The organism is Embleya sp. NPDC020630, from assembly GCF_044334985.1.
Classification (GTDB): Bacteria; Actinomycetota; Actinomycetes; order Streptomycetales; family Streptomycetaceae; genus Embleya.
The window spans coordinates 35,442-60,934 of record NZ_JBIRUB010000025.1 but is presented as its reverse complement, the minus strand read 5'-3'; the positions used below and the strand labels follow the sequence as shown (position 1 = coordinate 60,934).

The 25,493-nt window shown below is 70.3% G+C and carries 26 protein-coding genes and 4 pseudogenes; 20 read left to right on the top strand and 10 right to left on the bottom strand.

Annotated elements, in window-relative coordinates:
* The first annotated feature begins 205 nt into the window (after nt 1-205).
* The 5 genes and pseudogenes from ACH4XV_RS42145 to ACH4XV_RS42125 form a co-directional block, all read left to right on the top strand.
* The gene (locus tag ACH4XV_RS42145; RefSeq protein WP_395798829.1) at nt 206-523 is read left to right on the top strand and encodes a hypothetical protein; all 318 of its coding nucleotides are present in this window, start codon (nt 206-208) and stop codon (nt 521-523) included.
* A 267-nt stretch (nt 524-790) separates the two neighbouring features.
* Nucleotides 791-1,291 (top strand): annotated as a pseudogene (locus ACH4XV_RS42140) (transposase); the annotation flags it as partial.
* Between the two features lie 112 nt (nt 1,292-1,403).
* A complete protein-coding gene (locus ACH4XV_RS42135) occupies nt 1,404-1,688 on the top strand; it encodes a hypothetical protein (RefSeq protein ID WP_395798827.1) in 285 nt (94 codons plus the stop codon).
* A 154-nt stretch (nt 1,689-1,842) separates the two neighbouring features.
* A complete protein-coding gene (locus ACH4XV_RS42130; RefSeq protein WP_395798825.1) occupies nt 1,843-3,018 on the top strand; it encodes a hypothetical protein in 1,176 nt (391 codons plus the stop codon).
* 118 nt (nt 3,019-3,136) lie between these two features.
* A pseudogene (locus ACH4XV_RS42125) lies at nt 3,137-3,424 on the top strand (transposase); the annotation flags it as partial.
* Between the two features lie 106 nt (nt 3,425-3,530).
* Here the strand turns inward: ACH4XV_RS42125 and ACH4XV_RS42120 are convergent.
* A complete protein-coding gene (locus tag ACH4XV_RS42120) occupies nt 3,531-3,944 on the bottom strand; it encodes a YidB family protein (RefSeq protein WP_395798823.1) in 414 nt (137 codons plus the stop codon).
* Between the two features lie 391 nt (nt 3,945-4,335).
* Between ACH4XV_RS42120 and ACH4XV_RS42115 the strand changes: the two genes are divergently transcribed.
* The 6 genes and pseudogenes from ACH4XV_RS42115 (at nt 4,336) to ACH4XV_RS42090 (ending at nt 8,536) form a co-directional block, all read left to right on the top strand.
* Nucleotides 4,336-4,542 carry a hypothetical protein gene (locus tag ACH4XV_RS42115; protein ID WP_395798821.1) on the top strand — a complete coding sequence of 69 codons (207 nt, stop codon included), beginning with the start codon at nt 4,336-4,338 and terminating at the stop codon, nt 4,540-4,542.
* Between the two features lie 144 nt (nt 4,543-4,686).
* Complete coding sequence (locus ACH4XV_RS42110) at nt 4,687-6,153, top strand: NF041680 family putative transposase (protein WP_395798819.1); 1,467 nt, start codon at nt 4,687-4,689, stop codon at nt 6,151-6,153.
* Nucleotides 6,154-6,217: 64 nt separating this feature from the next.
* Complete coding sequence (locus ACH4XV_RS42105; RefSeq protein WP_395798817.1) at nt 6,218-6,574, top strand: hypothetical protein; 357 nt, start codon at nt 6,218-6,220, stop codon at nt 6,572-6,574.
* A 251-nt stretch (nt 6,575-6,825) separates the two neighbouring features.
* A pseudogene (locus tag ACH4XV_RS42100) lies at nt 6,826-7,644 on the top strand (transposase); the annotation flags it as partial.
* A gap of 160 nt (nt 7,645-7,804) precedes the next feature.
* Nucleotides 7,805-8,359, top strand: a complete 555-nt coding sequence (locus ACH4XV_RS42095) for a hypothetical protein (protein ID WP_395798879.1) — start codon at nt 7,805-7,807, stop codon at nt 8,357-8,359.
* An 18-nt stretch (nt 8,360-8,377) separates the two neighbouring features.
* A complete protein-coding gene (locus ACH4XV_RS42090) occupies nt 8,378-8,536 on the top strand; it encodes a hypothetical protein (protein ID WP_395798815.1) in 159 nt (52 codons plus the stop codon).
* A 107-nt stretch (nt 8,537-8,643) separates the two neighbouring features.
* Here ACH4XV_RS42090 and ACH4XV_RS42085 read toward each other — a convergent pair whose 3' ends face one another.
* From ACH4XV_RS42085 to ACH4XV_RS42075, 3 genes and pseudogenes are all read right to left on the bottom strand, one after another.
* Nucleotides 8,644-9,072, bottom strand: a complete 429-nt coding sequence (locus ACH4XV_RS42085; protein WP_395798877.1) for a DUF3592 domain-containing protein — start codon at nt 9,070-9,072, stop codon at nt 8,644-8,646.
* A 135-nt stretch (nt 9,073-9,207) separates the two neighbouring features.
* A pseudogene (locus ACH4XV_RS42080) lies at nt 9,208-9,351 on the bottom strand (hypothetical protein); the annotation flags it as partial.
* 333 nt (nt 9,352-9,684) lie between these two features.
* Nucleotides 9,685-10,674 carry a hypothetical protein gene (locus ACH4XV_RS42075; protein WP_395798813.1) on the bottom strand — a complete coding sequence of 330 codons (990 nt, stop codon included), beginning with the start codon at nt 10,672-10,674 and terminating at the stop codon, nt 9,685-9,687.
* Nucleotides 10,675-11,049: 375 nt separating this feature from the next.
* Between ACH4XV_RS42075 and ACH4XV_RS42070 the strand changes: the two genes are divergently transcribed.
* From ACH4XV_RS42070 to ACH4XV_RS42050, 5 genes are all read left to right on the top strand, one after another.
* On the top strand, nt 11,050-11,250 hold the full coding sequence (locus tag ACH4XV_RS42070) for a hypothetical protein (RefSeq protein ID WP_395798812.1): 201 nt from the start codon (nt 11,050-11,052) through the stop codon (nt 11,248-11,250).
* Nucleotides 11,243-12,226, top strand: coding sequence for a hypothetical protein (locus ACH4XV_RS42065; protein ID WP_395798810.1), 984 nt, complete (start codon nt 11,243-11,245; stop codon nt 12,224-12,226). Before ACH4XV_RS42070 ends, ACH4XV_RS42065 begins: the two co-directional genes overlap by 8 nt.
* The gene (locus ACH4XV_RS42060) at nt 12,223-13,065 is read left to right on the top strand and encodes a hypothetical protein (RefSeq protein ID WP_395798809.1); all 843 of its coding nucleotides are present in this window, start codon (nt 12,223-12,225) and stop codon (nt 13,063-13,065) included. Before ACH4XV_RS42065 ends, ACH4XV_RS42060 begins: the two co-directional genes overlap by 4 nt.
* 281 nt (nt 13,066-13,346) lie before the next feature.
* On the top strand, nt 13,347-13,778 hold the full coding sequence (locus ACH4XV_RS42055; RefSeq protein ID WP_395798807.1) for a hypothetical protein: 432 nt from the start codon (nt 13,347-13,349) through the stop codon (nt 13,776-13,778).
* Between the two features lie 158 nt (nt 13,779-13,936).
* A complete protein-coding gene (locus tag ACH4XV_RS42050; RefSeq protein WP_395798805.1) occupies nt 13,937-14,665 on the top strand; it encodes a hypothetical protein in 729 nt (242 codons plus the stop codon).
* Between the two features lie 261 nt (nt 14,666-14,926).
* On the opposite strand, the gene ACH4XV_RS42045 is transcribed toward ACH4XV_RS42050, so the two are convergent.
* Together ACH4XV_RS42045 and ACH4XV_RS42040 are read right to left on the bottom strand one after the other, a co-directional pair.
* Complete coding sequence (locus tag ACH4XV_RS42045; RefSeq protein WP_395798804.1) at nt 14,927-15,073, bottom strand: hypothetical protein; 147 nt, start codon at nt 15,071-15,073, stop codon at nt 14,927-14,929.
* Nucleotides 15,074-15,140: 67 nt separating this feature from the next.
* Nucleotides 15,141-15,287, bottom strand: coding sequence for a hypothetical protein (locus ACH4XV_RS42040; RefSeq protein ID WP_395798802.1), 147 nt, complete (start codon nt 15,285-15,287; stop codon nt 15,141-15,143).
* A 215-nt stretch (nt 15,288-15,502) separates the two neighbouring features.
* On the opposite strand from ACH4XV_RS42040, the gene ACH4XV_RS42035 reads away from it, so the two are divergent.
* Both ACH4XV_RS42035 and ACH4XV_RS42030 read left to right on the top strand, forming a co-directional pair.
* A complete protein-coding gene (locus ACH4XV_RS42035) occupies nt 15,503-16,789 on the top strand; it encodes a WD40 repeat domain-containing protein (RefSeq protein WP_395798800.1) in 1,287 nt (428 codons plus the stop codon).
* Nucleotides 16,790-17,949: 1,160 nt separating this feature from the next.
* Nucleotides 17,950-19,092, top strand: coding sequence for a hypothetical protein (locus ACH4XV_RS42030; protein WP_395798798.1), 1,143 nt, complete (start codon nt 17,950-17,952; stop codon nt 19,090-19,092).
* 380 nt (nt 19,093-19,472) lie between these two features.
* Here ACH4XV_RS42030 and ACH4XV_RS42025 read toward each other — a convergent pair whose 3' ends face one another.
* From ACH4XV_RS42025 to ACH4XV_RS42015, 3 genes are all read right to left on the bottom strand, one after another.
* Nucleotides 19,473-20,372, bottom strand: a complete 900-nt coding sequence (locus ACH4XV_RS42025) for a GNAT family N-acetyltransferase (RefSeq protein WP_395798796.1) — start codon at nt 20,370-20,372, stop codon at nt 19,473-19,475.
* A 606-nt stretch (nt 20,373-20,978) separates the two neighbouring features.
* Nucleotides 20,979-21,089 carry a transposase gene (locus ACH4XV_RS42020; protein WP_395798794.1) on the bottom strand — a complete coding sequence of 37 codons (111 nt, stop codon included), beginning with the start codon at nt 21,087-21,089 and terminating at the stop codon, nt 20,979-20,981.
* 131 nt (nt 21,090-21,220) lie between these two features.
* A complete protein-coding gene (locus tag ACH4XV_RS42015; protein WP_395798792.1) occupies nt 21,221-21,826 on the bottom strand; it encodes a TetR/AcrR family transcriptional regulator in 606 nt (201 codons plus the stop codon).
* A gap of 18 nt (nt 21,827-21,844) precedes the next feature.
* Between ACH4XV_RS42015 and ACH4XV_RS42010 the strand changes: the two genes are divergently transcribed.
* Entirely contained in the window at nt 21,845-23,122 is a 1,278-nt protein-coding gene (locus tag ACH4XV_RS42010) for an MFS transporter (protein ID WP_395798790.1), read from the top strand.
* 158 nt (nt 23,123-23,280) lie between these two features.
* Here the strand turns inward: ACH4XV_RS42010 and ACH4XV_RS42005 are convergent, their stop codons facing one another.
* Entirely contained in the window at nt 23,281-24,111 is an 831-nt protein-coding gene (locus ACH4XV_RS42005; protein WP_395798788.1) for a helix-turn-helix transcriptional regulator, read from the bottom strand.
* Between the two features lie 118 nt (nt 24,112-24,229).
* Between ACH4XV_RS42005 and ACH4XV_RS42000 the strand changes: the two genes are divergently transcribed.
* Complete coding sequence (locus tag ACH4XV_RS42000; RefSeq protein WP_395798786.1) at nt 24,230-25,252, top strand: NAD(P)-dependent alcohol dehydrogenase; 1,023 nt, start codon at nt 24,230-24,232, stop codon at nt 25,250-25,252.
* Nucleotides 25,253-25,493 lie beyond the last annotated feature (241 nt).

The window sequence follows — 25,493 nt, the reverse complement described above, 5'->3', positions numbered from 1 at the left end:
GGGCGGGGCCTTCATGCCGATTTCTGCCTCGTCTCTCTCTTGTTCGGTCCGCCGAGCGACAAGGCGCCGTTCGGGGTTCCCGGAGGCGAACTTCCGTGCCCCCACAGTGGACTTGCATGTTCTCCACCCGCCCGACTCCTGGGTTGGCCATAGTGGTTCATGGCGCCGGGACCACCGGGCGCCGCACGTGAGAATGGAGACCACCATGCCCGAACAGCCGCTTCCCGCACCGACCGTGCCCCTCGCAAACCGCGACGGCATCATCAGCAGAGCGCAAGCACGCAACGGGATTACGGTTCACATCGAGTATCCGGCTAGCAAGCACGGTGACACGATCACCCTTTATTGGGGTGGCCAGAGTCAGGGGGATCACACCGTGACCGAACAGGAGATTGCGGCGCTCATCTCGTTCCCGATCCCCACCCCGGAAACCAACAGGCGATACTACTTGTACTACACGGTCACCGACCGCGCCGGAACGAAGCGAACGTCCTCCGAACGCACTGTGACCCTGACCGCGTAGACCCTCCGGCAGGCGCAGACGGGCACGCGCATCGGGACGTCGACCGGGGCGCGTGTCCGAGACTTTCTCCACGTACTCAAGCCCAGCGCGTTCCGCGCCGGGGGCGGGCCCGCCCTGGACGACGACCCCGGGCGGGCCGAATGACGCCGCGCGCGACTGAAGGCGGCGGCACTCGGCCGCTGGCGCAGCGGGTTGACCTGCAAGATCCACGTGGCGTGCGACCGGCGCTGCCGCCCCCTCCAACCCAACTCCGTACAGAGCCCAGAGGTCGACCGCCTTCCCGGCGGCGGAGACCCACTGCCGCTGTGGCTGTGGTCCTCCGCCACTGCCATGACCGCCGCCGACGTCGATCTGCGCTGGCAGGCGTTCCTGCGATGCTTCGACCTGGAGCACACCTTCCGGATGATCAAGCAGACGCTTGGCTGGACCCGCCCCAAGCTCCGCACACCGGAAGCGGCGGACCGCTGGACGTGGCTGACCATCGTCGCGCACACCCAGCTCCGCCTCGTCCGGCCGCTCGCCGAGGATGTCCGCCGGCCCTGGGAGAGGCCGGTCAAACCGCACAGGCTCACCCCGGCCCGGGTCCGCCGGGGGTTCAGGAACCTCCGCCCGACCTTGCCCTGCCCGGCCCGTGTGCCCAAACCCACCCGGCCTGGCCCCGGTCGGCCAGTCGGCTCGAAGAACCAGCGGCCCGCCACCCGCTACGACGTGGGCAAAACCGTCCGGCGCCCTGAGAGCATCATCGAGCGCGACCGGATCAGAACATAAAGAACAAGGTCAGGACGACCTGGGTTGCGAAAAGGGGGCCACGATCGTCGCCTTCGCGGCGAGTTCGTCGGAACCGGTCCGGGTGGGACCGTGGATCGGGCACTCTGGCGTGGTGACCGAGCACCCGTACGACGGCGCGCCGCGCATCGCCGACCAACTGGCCTCGCTCCAGCACGCCACGGGCCGCGATCTCGCGTTGCTCACGGCCGCGTTGCTGGACCGCATCGCGCTTGCGGAGAACACCAGCGACGAGGCTCTCCCGATCGTCGCCGACGTCGCCGTCCACGCGGCCGAGGGCCTGGCCGCGCGCGACGGGCATTCCGACGTCGAGCACCCGCTTCAATACCTGCGGGGCCAGTACCGCGACCGGATGACCGGGCTCGGCCCGACCGACTGACATCGCCGTGCGTCGAGAGCCTCACGCGGCGTTCGATGCACGAGACACGCCTTCATCGTCGGGGTGGGCACCCGGCCCCGGATCCGAAAGACAGGTCCCCGTGAGAAGCAGCAGTACTTCAGGCGCTCGTCGCCACAGCATGGTGGCGTCCGGCGTGGTGACGTTGGCGTCGGCCGCCATGCTGGTCGTGACCGCGACAGCCGGCGCCCGCGCCGAAGTCCTCGACACCACCACCGCAGGCGCCTCCTACACTCCCGGAGCCGCCGCCGCGCCCGACGAATTCTCGGAGGATCCCCCGTTCGTGCCCCGGGCTGGGCAAGGCGTGGGCGTGGGCGTGGGCGCGTGGGCACGCCAGGAAGGTGTCGACGTTTGGATCCCGAGGCCCATTGAAGCGCACCCGGGCACCCGCCTCACCGTGTTCTGGGGGCCGGGGTCGGTCCCGGCGGTGGTTCACGTCGTTGCCGAAGACGAGTACGACAAGGACCACTTCCTCCTGCACGTGCCGGCGCGTGTCGTTCGCGAGACCGGTGACAGCCCGGACCTTGCGCTCCGGTACGAGGTGCTCCGAGTCGGCCAGACGTCGGCAACGTCGTCCGACGCCGTCCATCTGCGGGTGAAGACCGTCGGGCCGGGCGGGCCGGACTGGAACCCGCTCACGCCCTACAACGACAGCCTGACCCGGCCCGAACCTCCCGAGCACGTCATCCACTACGGGGTGGACGCCGAACAGGCCGCCCGCGGCGTTCCCGTGCGGATCGCCGCCTACCCGAACATGACCGCCGGGGACACGATCACCCTGGCGTGGGGGTCGCAACGGTTGGAGCACGTCGTCGGTGCGGACGAGGTCGGCTGGGGCGTCACTGTGGTCGTGTCCGACGAGACCATCCGGCGGGCGGGCGACGACTTGGGCCTCGGACTCGCCTACGAGGTCACGGACGTCGTCGGGAACCGGAGCGGCTGGTCCGAGACCGTCCGGCTGCGGGTGTCCCTGCAGTTGGGCACCCGCGGGTACCTGGCCGCGCCCGTCGTACCCGCAGAGGTGACCGGAGTGCCGCTTACGGGCGTGCCCGTGTCCATCCCCATTCACGAGCTTTCGGGCATCGTCCCGGGAGACGTCGTCCACCTGTGGTGGGGTTCGGCCAAGGTGATCCACACCGTGAGCATCCGGGAGGTGGGGCTCGAGCGCATCACGGTGAACGTGGGACTCGTCAGCATCCTCGCCGCCGGCAACGGAGACCTGAAGGTCTCCTACGGAATCCGCGACCACACCGGCGCCGGCGCGAGCGACTCCCCCGAAGCTGTCGTCCACGTCAGCCTCCTGAGCACGTGAGACAACCGCCCCTCCCGACCGGCGAGTGACCGTCCGCAGTGCACCACCAGTGGACGCGCTCTCGGTGGGGGTGCGGGCGGTGATTGCCCGGCCGTGGGCGCCTTCGTCGGAGATCGGGATACGGCTGATGCACCCCGAGATCACCATTGTCTGGGCGGACTCCGCCTATGCCGGACAGCTCGTGACCTGGGCAAAAGACCACCTGAACCTGACACTCAAGACCGTCAGCCGGCCGAAGAACGCCATCGGCTTCGTCGCCCTGCCCCGCCGCTGGGTGGTCGAACGGTCCCTCGCCTGGGTCATGCACGCCCGCCGACACGCCCGCGACTACGAACGGCTCGTCCAACACTCGGAATCGCTCATCACCTGGGCCGCGATCACCCTGATGACCAGGCGCATCACCCGCAGGCAGTCACGGCGGACGAGTCAGCCGACATCCCGCGAGAACGACCGAGACTGACGGGCGGGCATCCGGACCACCTCCGCCCGCTCCCACCTTCCGGGTCGCCGTCCTACAAGTACTTGAGCTCAAGCGTTGCGTGACCGTCGATCGGCAACTCGTCGAGGAGCGTCAGACCGCTGCTCGGCGCGATCACGGTGAACGCACGCAAGTTGACCTGAAGACCGGGTGTTTGGCTCGCACCGTTCGGGACGTTTGCGTCGTCGGACGCGGCGGCGTCGACAAGTTCCGGAAGTCCGGCAGCGAGGTCCGCCGCCAGGTCACCGGACGTCTTGCCCAAGGCGTCGGCGGCCTCGGCGAGCCGATCCTCGCCAACGAGCGCAACGATCTGATCGGCGGTGATCGGCTCGTTGGGGCCCTCACCGACCCACGACCGGACCTGCGACTCCAGCCCGGCACCGACCAGGCTCTCCGCCGAGATCGTCAAGATCGTCGGCTCCACGCTCGGACTGCCTTCGCCGGTCACAGACTCACTCATTCGGAACATCGCTCCGATGAATCCACGCAACACGAGACCTTCGCCCTTCAGGACGAGTCCCACTGAGCATCACGAGCGGCAACTGCTGCTGCCACCAGATGAAATCATCGCCGGTCAACGTATCCGGATGCCACAACGCGGCGGTTCTCGGGCTTAACGACGCCACCATCCGCGACCAGACGCGACGGCGCGCCAAACGGAGAGCCCTTCAACCTCACCAACTTTGCGGAACGCGTTGGACCGCCGGCGCCAGGGGATCAGGAACAGGTACTTACCTTGTTGTTTAACCCAGGTCGCGATCATCGATTCCGCTGGCGCGCTCGGGAAGCTCACTCGACCTCTGCGAGAGTATGGGGAAGTGATGCTGACTGGTGAACGTGTGACGGCCCCGAGGATGTTGCTGCTGAACAGGGTGGACTTCGAGCCCGGGTGCTCGGTGTTCGAACTGGAGCAGCCGCTGTTCTTGCACGCCGGGGACCGGCTGTGGACCGAGGACGACGGGGTCGTGGTCGAGCGTGCATCCGGTGATCGTGAACGTCCTGCGGGCGGCATGGCCCGTGTGTATCGCCGGTGGCGGCTCCTCTAGCTTGATGCTGAACCTCCTGCTCGGCCGGTAGCAGTCCGGCGCTCGTGTGTCCGCGCTTTCGGTGATCGCGTGTGATGTCGGCGGCCTTTGCCGGATCCTTTGCCTCGACCAAAAGGCGCAGAGGGATCGGGGGCGGAGGCCGTGGTGACGAGTCCGCCGTATGGGCCGGAGCGACTTGAGGCATTCGCGGAACTGTCCCGCTTCCGGGTCGAGTTCCATGCCTGTCTGACCCGCCGCGGTGACGCGCTGTTCGAGTTGGCGGATGCCGTGTTGTGTGCCGACGGCCCGGTGAGAACGTTGGTCGGGCTGTCACTCGCACCGGAGCACCGCCGTGGTCACGGAGCGCTCTACGACGCGGTCAACGGCGGCCGAATCGACACCGACCGATTGCGGGACGCCCTGGCGCGGATGCCTCTGCCCAGAGCTGCGGACGGGCGGATCGTGCTTGCGGTCGACGTCTCGCCGTGGCTGCGGCCGGACGCGGACACCAGCCCGGACCGCTCGTTCTGCCACGCGTTCGGCCGCGGCGAGGGCAAGCATCAGATGGTGCCCGGGTGGCCGTACTCGATCGTCGCGGCACTGGAGCCGGGCCGCAGTTCGTGGACCGTGGTCCTGGACGCGGTCCGGCTCGGGCCGGGCGAGGACGTCGCGGCCACCACCGCCATCCAGGTCCGAGCGGTCGTCGAACGCCTGATCGCCGCCGAGCAGTACACACCTCGGGACCCGGACGTGCTCGTGGTGCTCGACGCCGGCTACGACGTGCCCCGCATCGCCTTCCTCCTGGCGGACCTGCCGGTCGAGGTTCTCGGCCGGATGCGCTCGGACCGCGTCATGCGCCGACCCACACCTCCGAGGGTCTACGACCCGCAGGGCGGCCGACCGCCCAAGCACGGGGGCGAGTTTGTGTTCGGGCAACCCGACACGTGGGGCGAGCCGCAGGCAGCGACAATCACCGAGACCACCCGCTATGGCACCGCGGTCGCGACCGCGTGGGATCGTCTCCACCCTCGGCTGACCCGCCGCAGTGCCTGGGAAGGGTTCGACGGCGAACTGCCGATGATTTCCGGAACAGTGGTCCGGCTCCGAGTCGACCACCTGCCCACCGGGGGCGAGCCCAAGCCGGTCTGGTTGTGGTGGTCCCGAACCGATGCCACCGAAGCCGACGTCGACCGCTGTTGGCAGTCGTTCCTGCGAAGGTTCGACATCGAGCACACGTTCCGCCTGTTCAAGCAGACGCTCGGCTGGACCGCGCCCAGGATCCGCGACCCCGAATCCGCCGATCGCTGGACCTGGATCGTGATCGCCGCCTATGCGCAACTGTTCCTCGCCCGGCCGCTCGCCGACGACCTGCGACGTCCCTGGGAGAAACCGGCCGAACCGAACCGACTGACCCCGGCTCGTGTCCGTCGAGGGTTCAGGAACCTCCGCTCGAAGACCGCACGTCCGGCCGGTGCACCCAAACCCTCGACCCCCGGTCCGGGGCGACCGCCAGGCTCGAGGAATTACAGACGGGCGCCCCGCCACGACGTCGGGCGCATCGTCAAAACCGGCGAGTCCTACACCCGACCCAGCCACCACAACAAAGGCACCAAACCCCGAAGAATGGGTTAAAGATCAAGCATACCTTGTCGTTTAACCAATTTCGTTGCGTTGGTGGCTCTGCAACCATGGGGGCATGGATACTGCCGAGGACCCTGTAGCCGTGATGGCGCGGTTGCGGGAGGACCACTACAACGAGATGCGTCGGCTCCCGCCCCTGCGGTTGAGCACCCTTGAAGTGGCGGGCGTCGACTTCGTGTCGCTCGAAACCAGGCTGGGGGGCTGCACGTATACGTGGGTCTCCAGCGGTGGTTCGCTTCACGAGCGGGGTATGGGGACCGTGAGGCTCATCCTCGGCCAACTCGAAGAGATCCTGCCCGAGCTCACCGAGGACGACAGCCCCCACCTCTGGCATGGGATGCACCTGATGGCTCAGCTCATCGTGGCTCACAACACCCCACCGGCCGGGACGACCTCTGGTCTTGTCGTTTGACCGATACGGCAGGTGATGTCCGAGGCGCGTCCCATGTTGCTGCCGACGGGGCTTCGGGTGTCCATGGTCGGTAGTGGCGAGGAGTCACGGTGGGTGTGGAGCTCTTCCGCCGGCGACTCTCCGGCACCGCAGCCGCGAATGTGGTAACACCGTTGTCAAATACCAAGTGGCCTGAGCTTGTCCTTCAAGCTTGGGCTTGGTTCGGTAGCAGCCTGACGCCCGTGTGTCCGGGCTTTCGCTGATCACCGGTGATGTCGGCGGCCTTCGCCCGATCCTGTGCTTCGACCAGGAGGCACGGAACGATCGGGGCGAAGACCGTGGTGACGAGTCTGCCGTACGGTCCGGAACGGGACGAGGCGTTCGCGGAACTGTCACGCTTCCGGGTCGAGTTCCACGCCTGCCCGACCCGCCGCGGTGATGCACTGTTCGAGCTGGCGGATGCGGTGCTGTGCGCGGACGGGCCGGTGAAATCACTCGTCGGACTGTCGCTCGCGCCGGAACACCGCCGCGGCCACGGAGCGCTCTACGACGCGGTCAACCGCGGCCGGATCGACACCGACCGACTGAGGGACGCCCTGGCCGGGCTGCCCCTGCCGAGGACAGCGGACGGGCGGATCGTGCTCGCGGTCGACGTCTCGCCGTGGCTGCGGCCGGACGCGGACACCAGTCCGGACCGCTCCTTCTGCCACACCTTCGGGCGGGGCGAGGGCAAGCACCAGATGGTGCCCGGTTGGCCGTACTCGATCGTCGCGGCACTGGAGCCGGGCCGCAGCTCGTGGACCGTGGTTCTGGACGCGATCCGACTCACGCCGGGCGAGGACGTCGCGGCCACCACCGCCGTCCAACTCCGCGCGGTCGTCGAACGCCTGATCGCCGCCGGGCAGTACAACCTCGGGGACCCCGACACGCTCGTCGTGCTCGACGCCGGCTACGACGTCCCCCGCATCGCCTTCCTCCTCGCGGACCTGCCGGTCGAGGTCCTCGGCCGGATGCGCTCGGACCGCGTCATGCGCCGGTCGACGCCTGCGCGTCTACGACCCCAAGGGCGGCCGACCACCCAAGCACGGCGACGAGTTCGTTTTCGGACAACCGGGCACTTGGGGCGAGCCGCAGGCCGCGACGACCACCGAGACCACCCGCTATGGCACCGCGAACGCGACCGCGTGGGACCGGCTCCACCCCCGGCTGACCCGCCGCAGTGCCTGGGAAGGGTTCGACGGCGAACTGCCGATGATCTCCGGAACGGTCATCCGGCTTCAGGTCGACCACCTGCCCACCGGCGGCGACCCCAAGCCCGTCTGGCTCTGGTGGTCCAAGACCGACGCCACCGAAGCCGACGTCGACCGCTGTTGGCAATCGTTCCTGCGAAGATTCGACATCGAGCACACGTTCCGCCTGTTCAAGCAGACCCTCGGATGGACCGCACCCAAGATCCGCGACCCCGAATCCGCCGATCGCTGGACGTGGATCGTGATCGCCGCCTACGCGCAACTGTTCCTCGCCCGGCCGCTCACCGACGACCTGCGCCGCCCCTGGGAGAGACCTGCCGAACCAAACCGGCTGACCCCGGCCCGAGTCCGCAGAGGGTTCAGGAACCTCCGCTCGAAGACAGCACGTCCGGCCGGCGCGCCCAAACCCTCCACCCCTGGTCCCGGACGACCGCCAGGCTCGAGGAACCACAGACCGGCACCCCGCCACGACGTCGGGCGCATCGTCAAAACCGGCGAGCCATACACCCGACCCAGCCACCATAACAAAGGGACCAAACCTCGAAGAATGGGTTAAACAACAAGACACGTCGCGATGCTCCCGGACCCGAACCCCTCCGTCGGCGCGTTCGGCACCGGACCGATCGAACTGCGCCGGCGCACCGTGGGCCGGGAACGCACGCTGCCACCCGACTTCCTCGCCCACCCGACCACCGGCACGCATGCCCTGGCGGCGGCGGTTCCCGACCGGTAAAGGTGGGCGCCGGACATCGTCGGATTCGGCATCGGTAGTTGTATCGGTGGGCAACGGCCCGGCGGCGTCGGCCGAGGCACCCGTCGATCTCGACTCGGGCCCGTGCCCTACCCGATGCCGATGAACCCCCCGATGAGGAACGCGGCAACCGAAACGCCGGTGACCGCCAGGTTGGCTATCTCGCGGAAGGGCCTCGTGTCGGGGAACAGGCAGGCACCTTCCGGGTTGGTCGGCCGGAACGCGATCGGTACGACGGTACCGCGTGCCAGCTCCCGGCTCTGCGATTTCGACGCCAACTGCCGCCGCAGCACTCGTGATCCCGAGCCGTCACCCGGATCGAACTCGACGCGCACGTAGTATTCCGGATCGCAGTCGGCACCCCCACCCTCCGACCAGGGGCCCTCCACGACCGTTGCCCGGCCGCGACGCCCACACGCGCACACCCACACCAGCGCCGCCGTCGACCCCGCGTAGATGACCCAACCGCAGGCCATGATCACCCCGAACACGCGCGCCACCCACTGCAACGCCTCCACGACCACCCCTGGGAAGACACCGGATCGAACGATCCCATCACCCATCGCGCAGAACGCCTCCAGCTTGCCCGCCCGCCCCGGCAGGGGGCAAGACCGCCGCCGGCCGCGAGGTGCCCAGGGTCGGCGCGGAATGATCCCCGTACGCATCGACAGTACGGTCTTGACGACACCGGCCGCCCCGGATGCCGACTCGAGGTGGTCGATGTCGGCTTCGACCGATCCGAAGGGGCACGGATCGCCGGCTGCCCGGTCACGGCCGGACCTCCATGGTGGCGGCAAGCGGCTACCCTGCCCGGCTCCGGGGCCACCCGGTCACGGTCACCCGGTTCCTGACGCCGCATCGACTCGTACCCCCGGGGCACACCGGTGCGCGCATACGGGGCCTGTTTCGCGAGTACGTGGGGGTGGCTCCTCGCGAGTACGTGCTGCGGTTCGACTGGCGCGGGTCCACGAGGAGTTGCGGAACGCGCGGCCCGGCACGGACGCCGAACTGCCGCCGCACATCCCGCGTGGCCGACCAACGCATGCTCGTCGTGCCCACACCGGGTCGATCACGCGTGAACCCCTCGTCGTCGAGCACGATGTCGATCACGCCCTGCCTGATCAGACCACTCACTTGTCGGCCGTGGACGAAGAACAGGCAAAGCACCGAAGACGATCGGCGAGAGCCCCGTGCGGAGACTCCCCGGAAAGATCGCCGGAAGCAGCACCACCACGAGCACGGCGAGCAATTCCCAGCGGGCCCCGGAATCCGTCCGACGAACCGCTCACGATTGTGGCGCGGTCCTGGTCGAGGGCTGCGGCCTGTGCCAGGGTCGTCTCGTAGTAGGCGTGTGCGCGGGGGTCGGCGAGCGGTTGCGCGTGTCGTACGCACTCCTCGGCGAGGCGCACGGCGGTGGCGCGGTGCCCGGCGTCGATCGCCTGCACCGCCATGCCGCGCAGCGCGGTCGAGGCGAGTTCGCGATCCGCTCCGAGGTCGCCGAGCCGGTGGGCGCGCGCGAAGTACCGTTGCGCGAGGCCGGAGGCGCCCTCGTCCTGGGCCATCCACGCGATCAGGTGCGCGAGTTCCCCGACCGCCGCGTGGAGTTCGCGGCCGGTGGTGTCGGTGTAGGTGCCATCCAGCAGCGGTGACGCCTCGTCGGTCAGGTACCGCGCGGCTGCGGTGCGCGCGACACCCCCGCCGAGTTCGGCCGCCGCGTTGCCCAGCGCCGTGGTCATGGCCCGCACCCGAACGACGTCGCCCGCGCCGACGCGGACCGTGCCGGTGCGCGCGAGCGGCGCCGCGGATGCGGAGGGCGCGTCCGACAGGGACAGCAGCCCCAGGACCGCGCCTGTCGCGGCAAGGAATTCCCGCCGTTCCACGTCCGAGCCTCCCGCCGCCGGCGACACCGCCACGATATCCGCGCCGTCCCGCACGCCGAAGACATTCGCGGGCTCTGCCGCATGCCCGGGGAACGCCGTCGTGTCGGCGCACATGGGCGAGACGAACCCGAGTTGGGCGCCCGAGAGTCCGAGGATCCGTTCCAGCGCCAGGCGGTGGGCGCGTTGGGGGCAGCGGCTGTGTCCCGACAACCAGCGCCGCACGGTGCGTTCGTCGAACACGACCCCAGCTCCAGGCGCCGCGCCTCGGCGTCCAGACCGGCGGCGAACTCCCGGGCCGAGGACCATCCGCGCGCGCCGGCCTCGCGGCGCAGGCGCGTGTTCGGGACCCGTTCGGTGCCCGGTGTGGTCGCGGTGGTGCTGCCCATGGGCGCTCCCGTGCGGCTGCGGCGAACCCGACCTCCACGGTAGGACCGCACCCGATCGGCCGTCACCGTCTTCGCGGCCGGGCGAGGCGATGTCCGCGTGATGTCCGTGAAGTGTCCGCCGGTTTGACCTCCCTGGCCCGCCGCGTGCGGGTGGACCGTGGGTTCGGGGCGCCGCGGCATCGGCCCGACGGGCCCGACCCGGCACGGACACGGACAGGAGAACCCTCGTATGGCTCGACCGTTGATCCTCGACCGCGCGCTCACGGCTCCCACCGGCGCGGTACGGCCGCTGCCCGAGCACCATTTCGACCCCGACCTCGCCGCGAACGTGACCGCGGACGGGGTTTTGCTGATCCACGCCGCCGACCCGTCGCTGGTCGCCGACTACACCGGCACCCAGGAGCCGAAGGGCATCAAGACGGATGACTGACCGGCCCTCGGTCGTGGTCGTGGCCGCCGAGCACGATCTCACCGCCGACCTGGTGGTGGACCGGCTCGGCGGTCGCGCCGCCGTCGTGCGCCTGGACCCGGGACGGCTGCGCGACGACCTCGAGATCGACGGGCGGTTCCAGGCGGGCCGTTGGCACGGCGTCCTGCGCCACGGCGACCGCATCGTCCCGATGGACCGCACGTGCGCGGTGTACTGGCGCAAGCCCACCCGACCCGAGACGATCGCCGCTTCCGTCGACCGGTGGCGCGCCCACGAGAACACCACCGCGCTCCTCGGAATCCTGAAGGCGCACCGGCTGAAGGTGTGGTGCAACGACCCGCTTGCCGCGGCATCGGCCGCGCTCAAGCCGGCGCAGCTCGCCTCCGCCCACCACAGGGGACTTGCCGTGCCGGACACCTTGTTCACCAGCGTCTCCGCCGGCGCCCGCGCGTTCATTCGCGATCACCACGACCGGGTCGTGGTCAAGGCGCTGACCCAGCGCGACCTCCCCCTGGTGCCGACCACCCGGGTGAGACCCGACGATGACTTGGATCGCGTCGCGGGCACCGTCCACTACCTCCAGGCCCTGGTCGAGGACCGCGTCTTCGATGCCCGGGTGACCGTGGTCGACCGGGCTGTGTTCGGCGCCCGGATCACCACCGACGATCGGGCCCTCGACTGGCGCACGTCACCCCGCGGTGGCTGCCACCACGCACCGCTCGTCGTGCCCGCCGCCGTCGCCGACGCGTGCGTTGCGCACGTGCGCGACCTGGGACTCGTCTACGTCGCGCTCGACTTCGTCGTCACCGCGCAGGGCTGGTGGTACCTGGAGACCAACCCCAACGGCGAGTTCGGGTTCGTCCAGGCCCTCGCCGACCAGCCGATCGCACAGGCGATCGCCGACCTGCTGCTCCACGGCCGCGCCGGGCGAAACGACACCGACACCCCGCCGCCGCGCGCCAGGATGGGGACATGAACCCGTTGCTCGCCGCCGCGATCGAAGCCCTCGACCTCACCGACACTCCCGAGCCGCTGACCGAGCATCACACCCTCGCCTGGCGCGTCGGCGACTGGAAGATCAAAGCCGCCACCGAAGCCGTCCCCGTCGCCAACCTCCTCCACGAGGTCCGCGCCGTCGACCTCCTGCACGCCCAGGGCCTCCACCCGGCGACCGGCGCCCGCGGACGCGTCGGCGACGGGGTGTGGACCGCGCTCCCGTGGCGCGCCGGAACCACCCTGTGGATGTGGTGCCTGCCCACCCGCGAGGGCCGCGCCACCCCGGACACCGGACCGCGCCTGCGCGCGATCACCCACCACGCGTTCGACGCCCTCCACGCCCTGCACGCCGCCGGATGGCACCACGGCGACATCCAACCCACGAACATCCTCATCGCCGACGACGAGACGAACATCGCGTTCATCGACCACGACCTCGCCCAACACGCCGACCTGCCCCCGACCGTGCCCTACCGCGGCGGCATGCACCAGCCCACCGCCCCCGAGATCGCCCGACTGATCCTCGACACCCCGCCCGAGACCCACATCGAACTCACCGACGCCGCGGAGCGGTACAGCCTCGCCGCGGCGATCCGCTGGGCCTGGACCGGAGCCTCGCCCGCCGGCACCCGAGACATCGGAACCGACGTCACGGTCACCGACCTGTACGAGGACATCGCCACCGGCCGCCGGCGCCCCACCTGGGCCGACACCCGCCCCTGGCCCGACGCCGAACTCGAAACCCTCCTGGACGCATACATGTCCCTCGACCCCACCACCCGAGCCGAATCCACCCCGACACCGCGCGTGCGAGCGTGACCCGATCCCACGATCCCGACGCCGCCGGACCGATTCGCAACATGAGCCGCGCATCGGTCGGCGCGGGCCGAGGCACGCCGCCCGCCGGCGCCCACGAAGCCATGCCGGATGTACACCCATAATCGGCATATGGACGACAGTGGCGACGCACCCACGCCCGACCGGCCCCACCGCCGCCCGGATGGCCTCGGGGCGCGCGTCCGCCCGGCGACCCGGGATGGGAGGACACCGCCGTCGCGTGGCTGCTCGACCTGTGTCGACCCGGGTACCGCAACCACGACGTGCTGCGGAAGTACCCCGTGATCCTGGCCCGCATGGCCCGCCGACACGTCCAGGCCGCGCTCGCCGCCGCCCGCGACGGCTACGGCACCGCCCGCCTGGGCCTGCGCGACGCCATCCCCGTCCACGCGATCGACGGGGTGCTGAGGATGTACGAGTACGAGGGATCCCACGCCGCGGCGACGGAGCGCGCCGTGGGCCTGGTGGAGCGGGCGCCGGCCGGAGAGCGGTGGAACGCTCGGTCGCGCACACCCGACCCGACCGACCAGCCGGAGCCGCAGCGCATCGGGCAGTTCTTGAACCGTGTTCTCGTGGTGGTGCCGGGCGGGGATGGTGGTAGAGGTCCGGGCGCGGTGGTGGACGAGTCCGCTGCGGCAGGCGGCGGGAAGGTCCGTCAGGACAGCGGTCGTGTGCCGGCACGCCTCGGCACGTGACGCCCGCCGGCATGGGGGAGGATGTTCGGCCAACTGCAGAACGAGTTCAAGGCAGGTTCCCGCGAACAGGCGCCGTGCGACGGCCCATCGTGAACATGCTTGGCCCGACCGTGCCTGCGGCAACGTCCGGGGCCTGCCCGGATTCGAGGGAGATCTCGATGACGCTTCTCGAACAGCAAGCGGACAACACCCAGGTCGACCATTGGCTGCGCACCAGGGGCATTGACCCGGCCCGGCTGTACGAACAGCGCGCGCTCGACCTTTCCGACCCGAGGTTCGCCGAATCATTCGGCTTGAACCTGCGGGATCGTCCGAACGACATCATCGCCCGTTCGGAGCGCCAGTCGTTCGACTATGCGGCACCGATCTCCGTGGGGCCGGCCGTGTTCAACGACACCCCCGAGACGATTTCACGGGAGATCGGCGGGGAGGTCACTGTGGGGACCACCAAGAACTTCTCCGTCTCCACGACGGTGGAGGCGTCCCTGTTCTCGGTGGTTGACGTATCCGTCACCGCCTCCTACGGCCAGGAATGGCGGCGAGAAGAGAAGTTCTCGGACCGTCTGACGATCCCGATCGGCCCCGGGTGGACCTCCTGGCTGGAACGCGAGACGGTGATGCGACGCATCACCGGCGGAGATTTCATCGTCATTTTTGACCTGGGGAGTCCTCCTGTTGGAGCTACCCGCTTCACCGGGACGATTACCGGTCCCGGTCTGGCGGGAACCCTCACGGACAGGATCACCGTCCGATCCCGGCAGATCTCCGCAGCGAGCTTCGCCCCGGTGGCCGACATGATCAAGAAGGCCCAGGGCAGGGGTGCGACGGAAATGAGCGCCGTGGACGGGGTCTACCAATATCCCGCAGCACTGACGGCCATGCTGTAAACGTCGTGGTCGTCACCGTCGTTCAGGTCGTCGCCCCCTTCGGCTGATCCGAACCCGCATCCGGACACCCCCACCGCCCCAAGTCCCGGCCCGGACACGGTCGATGGCGGATCAGCCCTTCGGATCACACACGGATCCGACACGAGCCACACATTCGTCATGTCCAGCGCATGCCCAACACGTCCAACTCCGCGATCCGTTCGCCGGACAACTTCGCCCGCCTGCTCCTGGTCATGGTCACCCACAGGCCCACCCTCGCGGCTACCGGTTGGTGCCCCGGTGCTGGAGTTCGGCGGAGTTCGTCCGGATCGTGGCGTCGGGTCCGTGTTCGCGCAGCGTGTCGAAGCGGCAGACGTTGACGACCGGCGCCCCGTCGCGCACCGCCGGCACGTTCAGCGCGGCGCGCATCACGCGGTCGCTGCGCCGGTCGAGTTCGGCTCGACCGGCGCCGACTGTCGGTTTCTCCTACGACGGGTCACTCGGCCTGGTCGCCTCGCCGGGTGTGTCGGCGGTTGCGGAGGCGGCGGAGGGCCGAGGGGGCGAAGGCGGCGGCGAGTGCGGAGGGCAGACCGGCCGCAAGGCCGACGGTGGCCTGTTCGAGGAGCAGTCGGGTGAAGGTCATGGCGTCCCCCGGGGTGCGGGTCGTGTTTCCGGTGGCGGGTGCCTCCGGTCCTTCCTTGATAGGCGGGCGCCGCCGCAGTTCCGTGCATCCTGCGCGAAGTCGCGCCGCACCCGGGCAGGTTGGGGGATTCGCAGGTGGGGGCGCGGGTGCGGTTCTAGGCTCAGGAAGCGGGTTGGGGCGCAAGTTGCGGCGCAACATCGGGGGAGGGGCGCGCTGTGGAGGACCTGGAGGACGTGGGTACGCCGGAGGATTTCACCGCGGCGTTGGGGGCGCTGCTGGACCGGGCGGTGCGGCGGGCGGGATCGGCGGCCGCGTTGGCGAGGGCCGCGGGCATCGCGGAGAACAGCATCGCGAACTGGCGTGCCGGTGCGATCCCCCAGGCCGGCCCGTTGGACGAACTGCTGTCCGCGTGCCGGGTCCCGCCGGAGCGGGCCAGGCTCTGGCAACAGGCGCGCACCCGTGCCGCCCAGGCCCGCAACGCCCGCCGTACCGACGCCCCGCACGACGGCGGCCAGCTGGGAGGCAGCCACCTGCTCGCGGGCTTCGCCGGCCCCCCGGCGTGGATCGCGATCTTCGGACGGGACCCCTTGCGGGTGTACGTCGGCACGGCGAAGGGGGAGGAGGCCGTGGTGGACCTGGAGACCGGCGACCGGCTCGCGGACACCTCCTGGACCGACCGGCGCGCAGCGGCGCAGCGCCAGGTCGGCGAGCGCGGGTACGTCCAGGTCGACCGGGACGGCTCCATCGCCGTGTGGGTGACGCTGCCCGACGGGAACGGGAGGGTGGAGATCCGCAGCCCCTGGGTCGACGAGCGGGACTATGAGACGATCACCTGCACCGCGATCGTGCAGCCCGGCGACACGCTCACCCCGATCGCGTACTCGTCGGACCGGACCTGTCGGGCGTTCGCGATCGGCAGCACCCTGTTCGTGTACCGCGGGCACGCGCTCGGGGAGGCCCGGAGCCCGTACGCACACGATGTGCCGAATCCGCGCGACAGCTATCCGCCCTCGCGGCCGGAGCAGATCTCACACGTGATCGTGGCGCCGGACGGCGACCTGATCGTGACCGTCTCGGAAGTCTCCGGCGTGGACCTGTGGGACCCGGCCTCCCTGCGCGTGATCGGCAAACCCTTCCGGGTCCCCGGCCGGGTCGAGGCGGTGGAACTGTCCCCGGACGCAACGACGCTCGCCGTGGCCTCGGGCGGCGCCGTGCACCTGTTCGACCCCTACAGCCTGCGCGACCGCAGCGGCCGCCCGCTCGACGGCCACACCGGCGACGTCCGGCTCATGCGTTTCTCCCCCGACGGCACACTCCTGGCGACCAGCAGCGTCCACGGCGGCGTGCGCCTGTGGGACCCGGCCACCGGCCGCCCGCTCGCCGACCGCCTGGCCCACGACCCCGACACCATCCTGCGCTTCGCCTTCGCCCCCGACGGCACCCGCTTCGCCGTCGCCGAGGCCGCCGGCATCCGCGTCCACACCCTGCACCCCAGGACATGACCGCGCTCCCCGCCGCCGGTACCCGACTCGACCCGCACACGGCGCCGTAACTCCCCGGCGCGCCGCTGCTCCCGGCCCTCCTCGCCGCGCACCCCCCGGCCGGGGCCACCGGGATGGGGAAGCGAGGGGGAGGGCCGTCTCTCCCGGTGCTGGTACACACCAGGGAGGGATGTCGGCGAACTCGATCGCGGTGGCCGTCACGATGAGCGCATGCGCGGCGAGTCCGCTGCGCAGCGCCGCCTCGCCGGTGGCGGCGTGCCGCCGCTCGGGTGCCCCGGCCTCGACCAGGGCGCGCCGGCCGGTCTCGGTCCGGTGCCACACCCACGCTCGACCCCGGCGCACCCGGCCCACCAGGCCGGCGTCGAGCAGCTGCGTCACCACCCGCCGCACGTACGCCGGCGAGGCCAGATTCGGTGTCAACGCGAGATGCAGCCGCGCGGTGTCCGCGACCCGGACCGCGCCCAGCATCGACAGCACCCGCGCCCGCAACGGATGGTCCTCGAACTCGAATTCCACGGTCGGCCTCCAGTCGCGCGGGCCCCTCCCGCGTACGCCGGCATCCTGCGCGCACCTCCCTTGTCCGGCGTCTGTTCGTTCAGGGGGGTCGCCACGCCCCCTTGACCGGATGGACGGGACGCCGGCCCCTACCACCGGGCCGTGCCACCTCCATGCCACTCGCGTGCACCCAGGCCCCGCTCGACCCGCCCTTCCGCCCCGGCCGGGCCGGGCCGCCTCCATGGCGCTCGCCGGCGAACGCGTACGGCTCCACCTCGGCCTGGGGCGTGGGGCGGTACTGCTGTCGCGGCCATTTATCCGGAAGCCGTCGTCCCGTTCACCCGGCGGGCGGCCGAGGCACCGCACCCCCAGGTCCCGCGTCGGGCCGGCGGTCCGTGAGTGGTGTCGCCGGCGCACGCGACCGCACGCGGTACAGGCGGGGATCGCGCCTCGGGTTGGCCCGTGATCGTGCGGGAGGCGGGTTCGGACACAACGGCGGTCCTGCCGGCGGTCTCGGGGCGGCGGAACCTGTACGGCCGGGCCTTGTCGAGGGAACATGACCCGAGGCAGGGTAGGGAGGTCGAACGGCTTCCCCGGGGCGCCTTCGTTTGCGATTCTTGAACGCACGCGTGCGGGGCGGGGGCCGAGGGGGATGCGTGTCGAACGTGCGTTCTTTCGTGAGCAGTTACTGGCCGCTCGCGATCGTCCCTGTCGTGGCGGCGGCGCTCGACGCGGTCCTCGCCTGGCGCGGTCAGGCATGGAGTCTCGCGGACTGGGCGTCGAGCGTGGTGCTCGGGGCCTTGGTCACCGTCACCGTCGGCATTTTGCTCGCCCGCCGCCAGAGCCTGATTCAGGAGGCACTGGCCGACCTCGAACTGGTCGAGAAGGTCGCGGTGTTGTCCGCGCAGGTTCCGCATCTGCACAGCCGCTCGTCCTCGGGCGAGATCGTGCGGGCCTGCTACGACGCCCGCGCGGGCATGGCCCTGCTGCCGTTGGCCCGGAGCACCATGCAGACCGAGTACTTGGAAACTGTCGGCGCCGTCCTCGACGAGATCGAGCGCCGCCTCGCCACCTCATTGGATCTCCACGCCACATGGACCGCGGACGAATGGGACCGCTTCCGCGACGTCGTGACGCGTCTGGCCGAAGCCGCGCAGGCGGCCGCGCGCCGATCCGCGATCGTGCGCGCGCACCGGACCGCCACGATCGCCCCCGCGGCCCGCCGCCTCGCCGCGTTCACCGGCACTCGGGTGCCCTTCGACGCGTTTCGCCACCACTACACGCGCGGTCGGGATCGGATCCGTGTCCGGCTCGACTGGGATCGACTCGCCGGCCTCGTCGGCGCCCACGACGGTGGGGTACGGATCGAGCGCGTGCAGACGGCGATCGAGCCCTGCGACCTCGCCGCCCTGGCCCCTTACCGCTCGCCCTGGTACCACGACCCCGCGTCCCCGTCACGGGCGGAAGTCGACCACGACGCGCCCGGCGCCCACCCGATCCGACACGAACAGGCGGCCCACGACCGCACACTTGTGGAGCCCGCACGCGATGCGCGCATCACCGCGGTCGAGACCTGGTACTCCACCCGGGCGATCAGCGGCTCCATCCACCTCACGCTCGCGACCTGGGCCGTCGCGTCCGATCGTATCCTCGTCCTGGACGGCAACCACCGTCTCGCCGCGGTGGCACGCCTCGTCGGCGACGGATGTCCCGCCACGATCACCGAGTTCCGCGTTGTCGGCGCCGCCGCCGTACACCCCCCGTTGGTTCCGGATCTGGCCCATCACCTCACCGGACCGACCTCCTGAGCCCGCGGGTCGCGGAAGGCGGGTTGTCGCCGCCAAAGCGCGACGCCCGGCACGAGAGACCACCCGGCATACCCGCATGGCCGGCCGACCCCCAAGGTCCGAGACGGACGACCGCTCCCATCCCCGGCGATGGCGTCCGCCGTCGGCACGGCCCGGCTCGACGACGCCTTGGTCCGTCCTCGCCCCGGAGCTCTTCGCTTCGGGGCGAGGTACGGACACGGACCGGGCCTGTGGCCGCTGCGTCAAAGGCGACGCCCTCCACCACGCCACCCGGGTCGCCGCCACGTTTCACAACACCGCCGGGACACGGTGAACATCCCCCTACACCGCGCTCATCACGCCCCGACCAGCCTGTCGCGACCAGCCTGCCGCGACAACTTTCAGGCCGATCGGCCCGGCGGGTGGAAGTTGACGCGTTCCCTGACGACAGGGAAGCCGGCCCTGGCGAAGTTCGCCGCCATGGGAAAGTTACCGCAGTCCGTGGCTCCGCTGACGAACTCCGCGCCCTGCTCGACGAGGAAGTGGGTGCACTCCGCGAGGAGGTCGTAGGCGTAGCCGTGACCGCGCTGTTGCGGGACGACTCCGATGAAGCCGATGGTCGGGCCGGAGGGGTTGTGGGCCGGGATGTGGATGCCGGCCAGATTGCCCTCCGGCGTGTGTGCGGTCTGCCACCACTCCCGTGGGGAGGGGCACCAGTGGAAGAAGTCGAGTTCCTCCCGGGCCGCCTGGTCGAGGCCACCCTCCTCGATGGCCCTGAGCGCGTGGGCGTCCAGGGTGGCGGAGTGGATGAGGCGCAACGCGTCGAAGAACACGGTGTCGTCGGGCTCGGCGCCGAAGCGCAGGCGTCCGGGCCTCTCGGGCAGACCCAGGTCCGGGGTCCATCGGTACAGGAAGCGTTCCACCAGGAGTTCGTACCCTGCCGCTCGTGCGGCGGCGAAGCGCGTCTCGGCGCCGGCGCGAAGGTCGTCCTCTTCCCGCCAGCTGCCGGGCAGGTTGATCTCGAGTTCGACCTGCCAGGGAGCGGAGCGCAGGAGTTCGGCCCCGGCTTCCTCCTCGCCCTCGGCCACGTCGAACCAGTTGATGTTGACGGGCTCCGAGTCTTCGGGGCCGCCCCACCATGCGCCGCGGGCGACGACTTCGCCGCCGCGCAGCGCGACGCGCTTCCAGTCGGGGCGGAACCGGGTACGTCGATGGGCTTCACGGGCGCCCAGGGGGTCGGGGAGTACGTCGAAGAGATGAGCGTCGCTCGCGGAGAGCGCGCGGATGACCGGATCGGTCATGGATTCCTCCGGGATACAGGCTGCTTGGAGCGCTCCCGGTCAGAACTGGCGAACCACGCCGGGACAGCGGAACAGGGAGCGCTGGAACGTTGCGAACCGCACGGCACTCGCCTCCTTCCGTCCATCTCGGGGCGTGAAGTCCCACCGTACGAGATCTCCCGCAGGCTCGTCCACGGATTTCCGCGCTCTTGGAGAGGAGGGGTCCGCGAGACGACGCGAAGCGTTTTCCAGAAGGCTCGCGGCACCCGGCCAGGCGGACCGCATCTTCTCGGCCGCGCACCCCCGACCACCACGGCGCGGCCCGCATGTCGTGTCCCGGATCGGAGTTCTGCTCGCTTGTCCGGGCCTTCCGGCTTCGACGGCTCGGTGTGCCGGACGCGGCGGCCGGGTCGGCAAGCACGCGGAGTGGACGCGCCATTCCCACTACGGGTTACGACATCGACGAGAACGTCACCCGGCACGAGGCCGCAGACCTGCCCGGCGGCACACCCGCCGGCCGTTGGCGGGCCGCGTCCAAGGGGGCGTTCGTCTCCCGGCAGGCCGGATGGACCCAAGACTGGCTGGACGAACGGGACACCGACACGCTCGACCCGGCGCTGGGCTGCGTCACCGCCATGGTCCGTACCGCTCGGGGATGTCGCGCCACGGCGAGCCGGTCCTGGACCGCCGCCGGATCGCGTTGAACACCTGGCGGCCCTCCCTGGGCGGGCGTGCCATCGGCGGTATCGGCGGCAGCAGTGGCTCCGGGCGCCCCCACCGCTGGTTTGTCGGGTCTCCGCGGCTCACCGGGAGGTGATGCACCGGAGGTGATCAACGCTTCGAACCTGTCCTCGCATCTCCGGCTGTCGTCAGGCGGGTTGCGCGGGTGTGGTCCCCAGGGTTCGGATCGCGAGATCGATCGTGGTGGCCAGGCGCTCCGGATCGTGGCCGGCGCGTTCCCGGACTCGCAGGCCGAGAACTGTCGTGAACAGCAATTCCACGGCCCCCTCGATGTCGAGATCGGTGGACAGTTCGCCTCGCTCCCGCCCCTCGGTCAGCACCGCACGCAGGGCTTGCCGGGTGACCGCGAACGCGGCCTCGGTCCGCTCCTGGACCTGGGCGTCCGTGGTGCCGAGTTCGGACGCGGTGTTGACCACGAAGCAGCCGCGACCGGACTCACCGTCCGCCGGGCAGGTCACCAGCCACAACATCCATTCCCGCAGCACCTCACGAACCGGGCGGTCACTCGCGTCCAGACGCCTGCGGGCCTGCGTCGACTCGGTGGCCCGGTAGTGGTCGAGTGCGCGCAAAAAGAGTGTGTGCTTGTCCGTGAACGTCCGGTACAGGCTGCTGGGCGTGAGCTTCAGCGCGTCGCCCAGGTCGCGCACCGAAGTGGCGTGGTAACCGCGCCGCCAGAAAAGCTCGGTCGCCGAGTTGACCGCGTTCTGCTCGTCGAACTGTCGAGGGCGTGCCATGGGTTCACCTTACCCAGCTTGTGGAGCGTTCGCTCCCATATTAGGGTCTCCGATTCGGGAGCGATCGCTCCCGAATCGCTGGAGGAGGATCCGTTGACGAACGCAGAACAGACGCCCACCCGGACACAGGAACCAGCGACCCCGGACAGGAGTCGCTGGATGGCGGTCTGCGTGGTGACTCTCGGCACCTTCCTGCTGGTGACCGCCGAACAACTGCCGATCGGCCTGCTCACCACAGTGGGGTCCGCGCTGTCGGTCTCCGAGGGGACCGCAGGACTGATGGTGACGGTGCCCAGCGTCGTCGCCGGGGTCGCGGCACCGCTGGTCCCGATGATCGTCGGGTCGCTGGACCGACGCATCCTGCTGCTCGGGCTGATGGCCCTGATGACCGTCGCGAACCTGGGCTCCGCCTTGGCGCCGAACTTCGCGGTGCTGGTGGGTTCCCGGGTGCTGGTCGGCATAGCGGTCGGCGGTTTCTGGGCCGTTGCCGCAGGCCTGGCGGTCCGGCTCGTCACCCCCGCCGACGTACCTCGCGCCACCGCGGTCATTTTCGGCGGCGTGGGAGCCGCGAACGTGTTCGGCGTTCCGCTCGGCACCCTGATCGGTGACATGACCGGATGGCGCATCGCCTTCTCCTCGCTCAGCGCCCTGGCCCTCGTGACCTTGATCGCCCTGTTGGCGGTACTGCCGAGGCTGGTCGCCTCCCAGGCCATCCGGCCCAAGCTACTCATGGAGCAACTCCGCAATCCGGGCGTGCGCGTCGGCATCATCGCGACGGCGCTCCTCGTGTTCGGACACTTCGCCGCATACACCTTCGTGAGCCCGGCGCTGCAGAAACTGTCGGGGATCGACGAACGCTACGTCGGTCCGCTGCTGTTCGGATTCGGCGCGGCCGGCATGATCGGCAACTTCCTTGCCGGTGCGGCGCTCTCCCGCCGCGTGCACCGCAGCGTGCTGACCATCGCCGTGGCCATGACCGCCGCGATGCCCCTCTTCCCGCTACTCGGCCGGACCGCGATCGGCGGCGCCATTGTGCTGATCGTCTGGGGCCTGGCCTTCGGCGGTGTGTCCGTGGGCCTCCAGACCTGGATGATCAAGGCCGCTCCGCAGGCTGTCGAAGCCGCCTCCTCGCTATGGGTGGCGGTGTTCAACCTGTCCATCGGCTTCGGCGCGCTGACCGGCGGCATCATCGTCGACAAGCTCACGCTCCAAGGCGTGCTCTGGCTCGGTGGCGCCTTCGCCTTGCTCGCCGCCCTGGCGATCTGGACCGCCCGCACCAACGACGCCGTGCGCTGACCGAGATCCACTCGGGCTGCCCGGGTACTGGAGAAGGACCTCCGGTACCCGGGCAGCCCCGAGGCCAACCGTCACCTGACCGCTTGAACTCGCCATCCCGTGCCGACGTTGCCGACACTGCCGGCCGGGTCCGGGGACCCCGTGGTGCCACCCGTGGGTCAGGCCCCCAGCAGTTGGAGCGCGGCCTGCGACGGGCTTTCGTCCGCAGCGCTGTAGACGAGCAGGCGATGGTCGGGCTCGTCGGCCAGAACGAGGGTCTCCAGCTCCACGGTGAGTTCGCCGACCTCGGGATGTCGCAGGTGACGCGGCCCGGAGGCGTGCTCGGCGACCGGATGGGCGGCCCACAGCGTGGCGAACTCTTCGCTCTTCATGGCGAGATCACCGACGAGGGCGGCCAGTTCGATGTCGTCCCGGTGCCGGCCGACCGCCAGCCGCAGCGACGCGACAGCGCAGGACGCCGAGTTTTCCCAGCGCGGGTACAGATCGCGGTGGTGCGGATCCAGGAACAACATCCGGGTGAGGTTGGGGCGTCGGTCGGTACGATCCGGCGCGTCCGGGTCCAGGTGACCGGCCAGGAGCCGGTGGCCGAGTGGGTTCCACGCCAGTACCTCGGTGCGCATCCCGACGACGACGGCGGGCACGTTCAGGGAGCCGATGAGCTGCCGGGTGCCGTGGCGCGCCGTCGTGGGCGCCGCCGTACGCCGATGAGCCCGACGGGGTCTGGCAAGGTTGTGCAGGTAGCCGCGTTCGTCGTCGCTCAGCTCCAGCGCGCGGGCGAGCGCCTCGATGACCGACTCCGACGCCCGGTGGCTCTGGCCCTGTTCCAGCCGTGTGTAGTACGTGACGCTCACTCCCGCGAGCCGGGCCAGTTCCTCACGGCGAAGCCCGGGGACACGACGTGCTCCGTAGGAGGCGATCCCCAAGTCCTCCGGGCTGAGCCTGCCGCGCCGCGTCCGCAGGAACTCGCCGAGCGTGGTACCGGTTTCCATGCGTCCCATGGTGCCCGCGCGTTCGCCCGGCCGCCTGACCCTGGCAGTGCCAGGCAGCCGGTGACCATCCACGCCATGGTCTGGAGGCCGATCTTCGCAAGGGCGAGGGTTGCGCACCATGAAGCAATGGACGATGAACACGGTCGGTCGCGCCAACCTGGAACTCACCGACGCCCCGATCCCCGAGCCGGGCCCCGGCGAGATCCTGGTCAAGGTCTCGGCCGTCTCACTCAACTACCGGGACAGGATCGCCATCGAGGAGGGGCTGACCATGGTCTTCCCCGACGCCGGCCCGTTCGTGCCGGGATCCGACATGGCCGGCGAGGTCGTCGGCGCGGGAACGGACGTGGATCGCTTCGCGCCGGGCGACCGCGTGATCTCCACCTGCCTGCCCGGCTGGATCGAGGGTCCGGGCCCCGGCAATGCCCGGATCGGCGGTCCGGAAGCCCTGGGCAGCGGCCACCACCCCGGCGTCTTGGCCGAGTACGTGGCACTCGACCAGGACTGGGCGGTACGGGCACCACACAACCTCGGCGACATCGAGGCGAGCACGCTCCCCATGGCCGGTCTGTCGGCCTGGACCGCCCTGATCGAGCGGGGCCGGGTACACGCCGGCGAGACCGTGGTGGTGCAGGGGACCGGCGGCGTCGCACTCTTCGGCCTACAGATCGCCACGGCCCACGGGGCCGAGGTCATCGTCGTCTCCGGCGACGACGCCAAGCTCGCCCGCGCCAGGGACCTGGGCGCCGCCCACGGGATCAACCGGCTCACCGAGGACTGGGTCGAGACCGTCTACGCACTCACCCGAGACCACGGAGCCGACCACATCCTGGAGACCTTCGGCGGCCACCACCTCTCCCGCTCGATCGAGGCGGCGGCGGTCGGCGGCCGCATTTCCCTCATCGGCATCCTTCAGGGCTACGAAATCTCCGGCCATGTCGCCCACCTGGCCCGCAAGAAGCTGCGCATCGACGGCATCCAGGTCGGGCACCGGCGATCCCTGGAGGACCTGGTCCACGCGGCCGACCATTTCCTCCCGCGCCCCGCGATTGCAGCCGAGTACGCCCTGTCCGATCTCCCGTCCGCGCTCGCCCACCTCGAACGCGGCGCCTTCGGCAAGATCGTCGTCACCACCGCCTGACCGCCCGGCACCCGGCAACCATGGACGACAAGGATCGAGGTGCCCCTCCCCGACAGCGAGCCCGCGCACGACGAAGTTCGGCGGCTCCGGCTCGGCCCGGGTGGAAACGGACCGTGCCACCGGGACCATCTCGCCCCGACGGCGTCCACTATCCGCTCCCGGATCCGGCGAACCACTACCGGCCCGGCAGCCCGAACGGTCGCGGCGGCACGATCGACTGGTGACACGGTGCCGTCGTCCC

Excerpts from the sequence above, each read along its gene's own strand:
- ACH4XV_RS42020 (WP_395798794.1), bottom strand. The coding sequence starts at position 21,089 with ATGGCACGCCCGCCCAGGGAGGGCCGCCAGGTGTTCAACGCGATCCGG.
- ACH4XV_RS42070 (WP_395798812.1), top strand. The coding sequence starts at position 11,050 with ATGGCTCGACCGTTGATCCTCGACCGCGCGCTCACGGCTCCCACCGGC.
- ACH4XV_RS42145 (WP_395798829.1), top strand. The coding sequence starts at position 206 with ATGCCCGAACAGCCGCTTCCCGCACCGACCGTGCCCCTCGCAAACCGC.
- ACH4XV_RS42105 (WP_395798817.1), top strand. The coding sequence starts at position 6,218 with ATGGATACTGCCGAGGACCCTGTAGCCGTGATGGCGCGGTTGCGGGAG.
- ACH4XV_RS42095 (WP_395798879.1), top strand. The coding sequence starts at position 7,805 with ATGATCTCCGGAACGGTCATCCGGCTTCAGGTCGACCACCTGCCCACC.
- ACH4XV_RS42000 (WP_395798786.1), top strand. The coding sequence starts at position 24,230 with ATGAAGCAATGGACGATGAACACGGTCGGTCGCGCCAACCTGGAACTC.
- ACH4XV_RS42045 (WP_395798804.1), bottom strand. The coding sequence starts at position 15,073 with ATGCGCGCCGCGCTGAACGTGCCGGCGGTGCGCGACGGGGCGCCGGTC.
- ACH4XV_RS42025 (WP_395798796.1), bottom strand. The coding sequence starts at position 20,372 with ATGACCGATCCGGTCATCCGCGCGCTCTCCGCGAGCGACGCTCATCTC.
- ACH4XV_RS42005 (WP_395798788.1), bottom strand. The coding sequence starts at position 24,111 with ATGGAAACCGGTACCACGCTCGGCGAGTTCCTGCGGACGCGGCGCGGC.
- ACH4XV_RS42040 (WP_395798802.1), bottom strand. The coding sequence starts at position 15,287 with ATGACCTTCACCCGACTGCTCCTCGAACAGGCCACCGTCGGCCTTGCG.
- ACH4XV_RS42015 (WP_395798792.1), bottom strand. The coding sequence starts at position 21,826 with ATGGCACGCCCTCGACAGTTCGACGAGCAGAACGCGGTCAACTCGGCG.
- ACH4XV_RS42050 (WP_395798805.1), top strand. The coding sequence starts at position 13,937 with ATGACGCTTCTCGAACAGCAAGCGGACAACACCCAGGTCGACCATTGG.
- ACH4XV_RS42090 (WP_395798815.1), top strand. The coding sequence starts at position 8,378 with ATGCTCCCGGACCCGAACCCCTCCGTCGGCGCGTTCGGCACCGGACCG.
- ACH4XV_RS42065 (WP_395798810.1), top strand. The coding sequence starts at position 11,243 with ATGACTGACCGGCCCTCGGTCGTGGTCGTGGCCGCCGAGCACGATCTC.
- ACH4XV_RS42060 (WP_395798809.1), top strand. The coding sequence starts at position 12,223 with ATGAACCCGTTGCTCGCCGCCGCGATCGAAGCCCTCGACCTCACCGAC.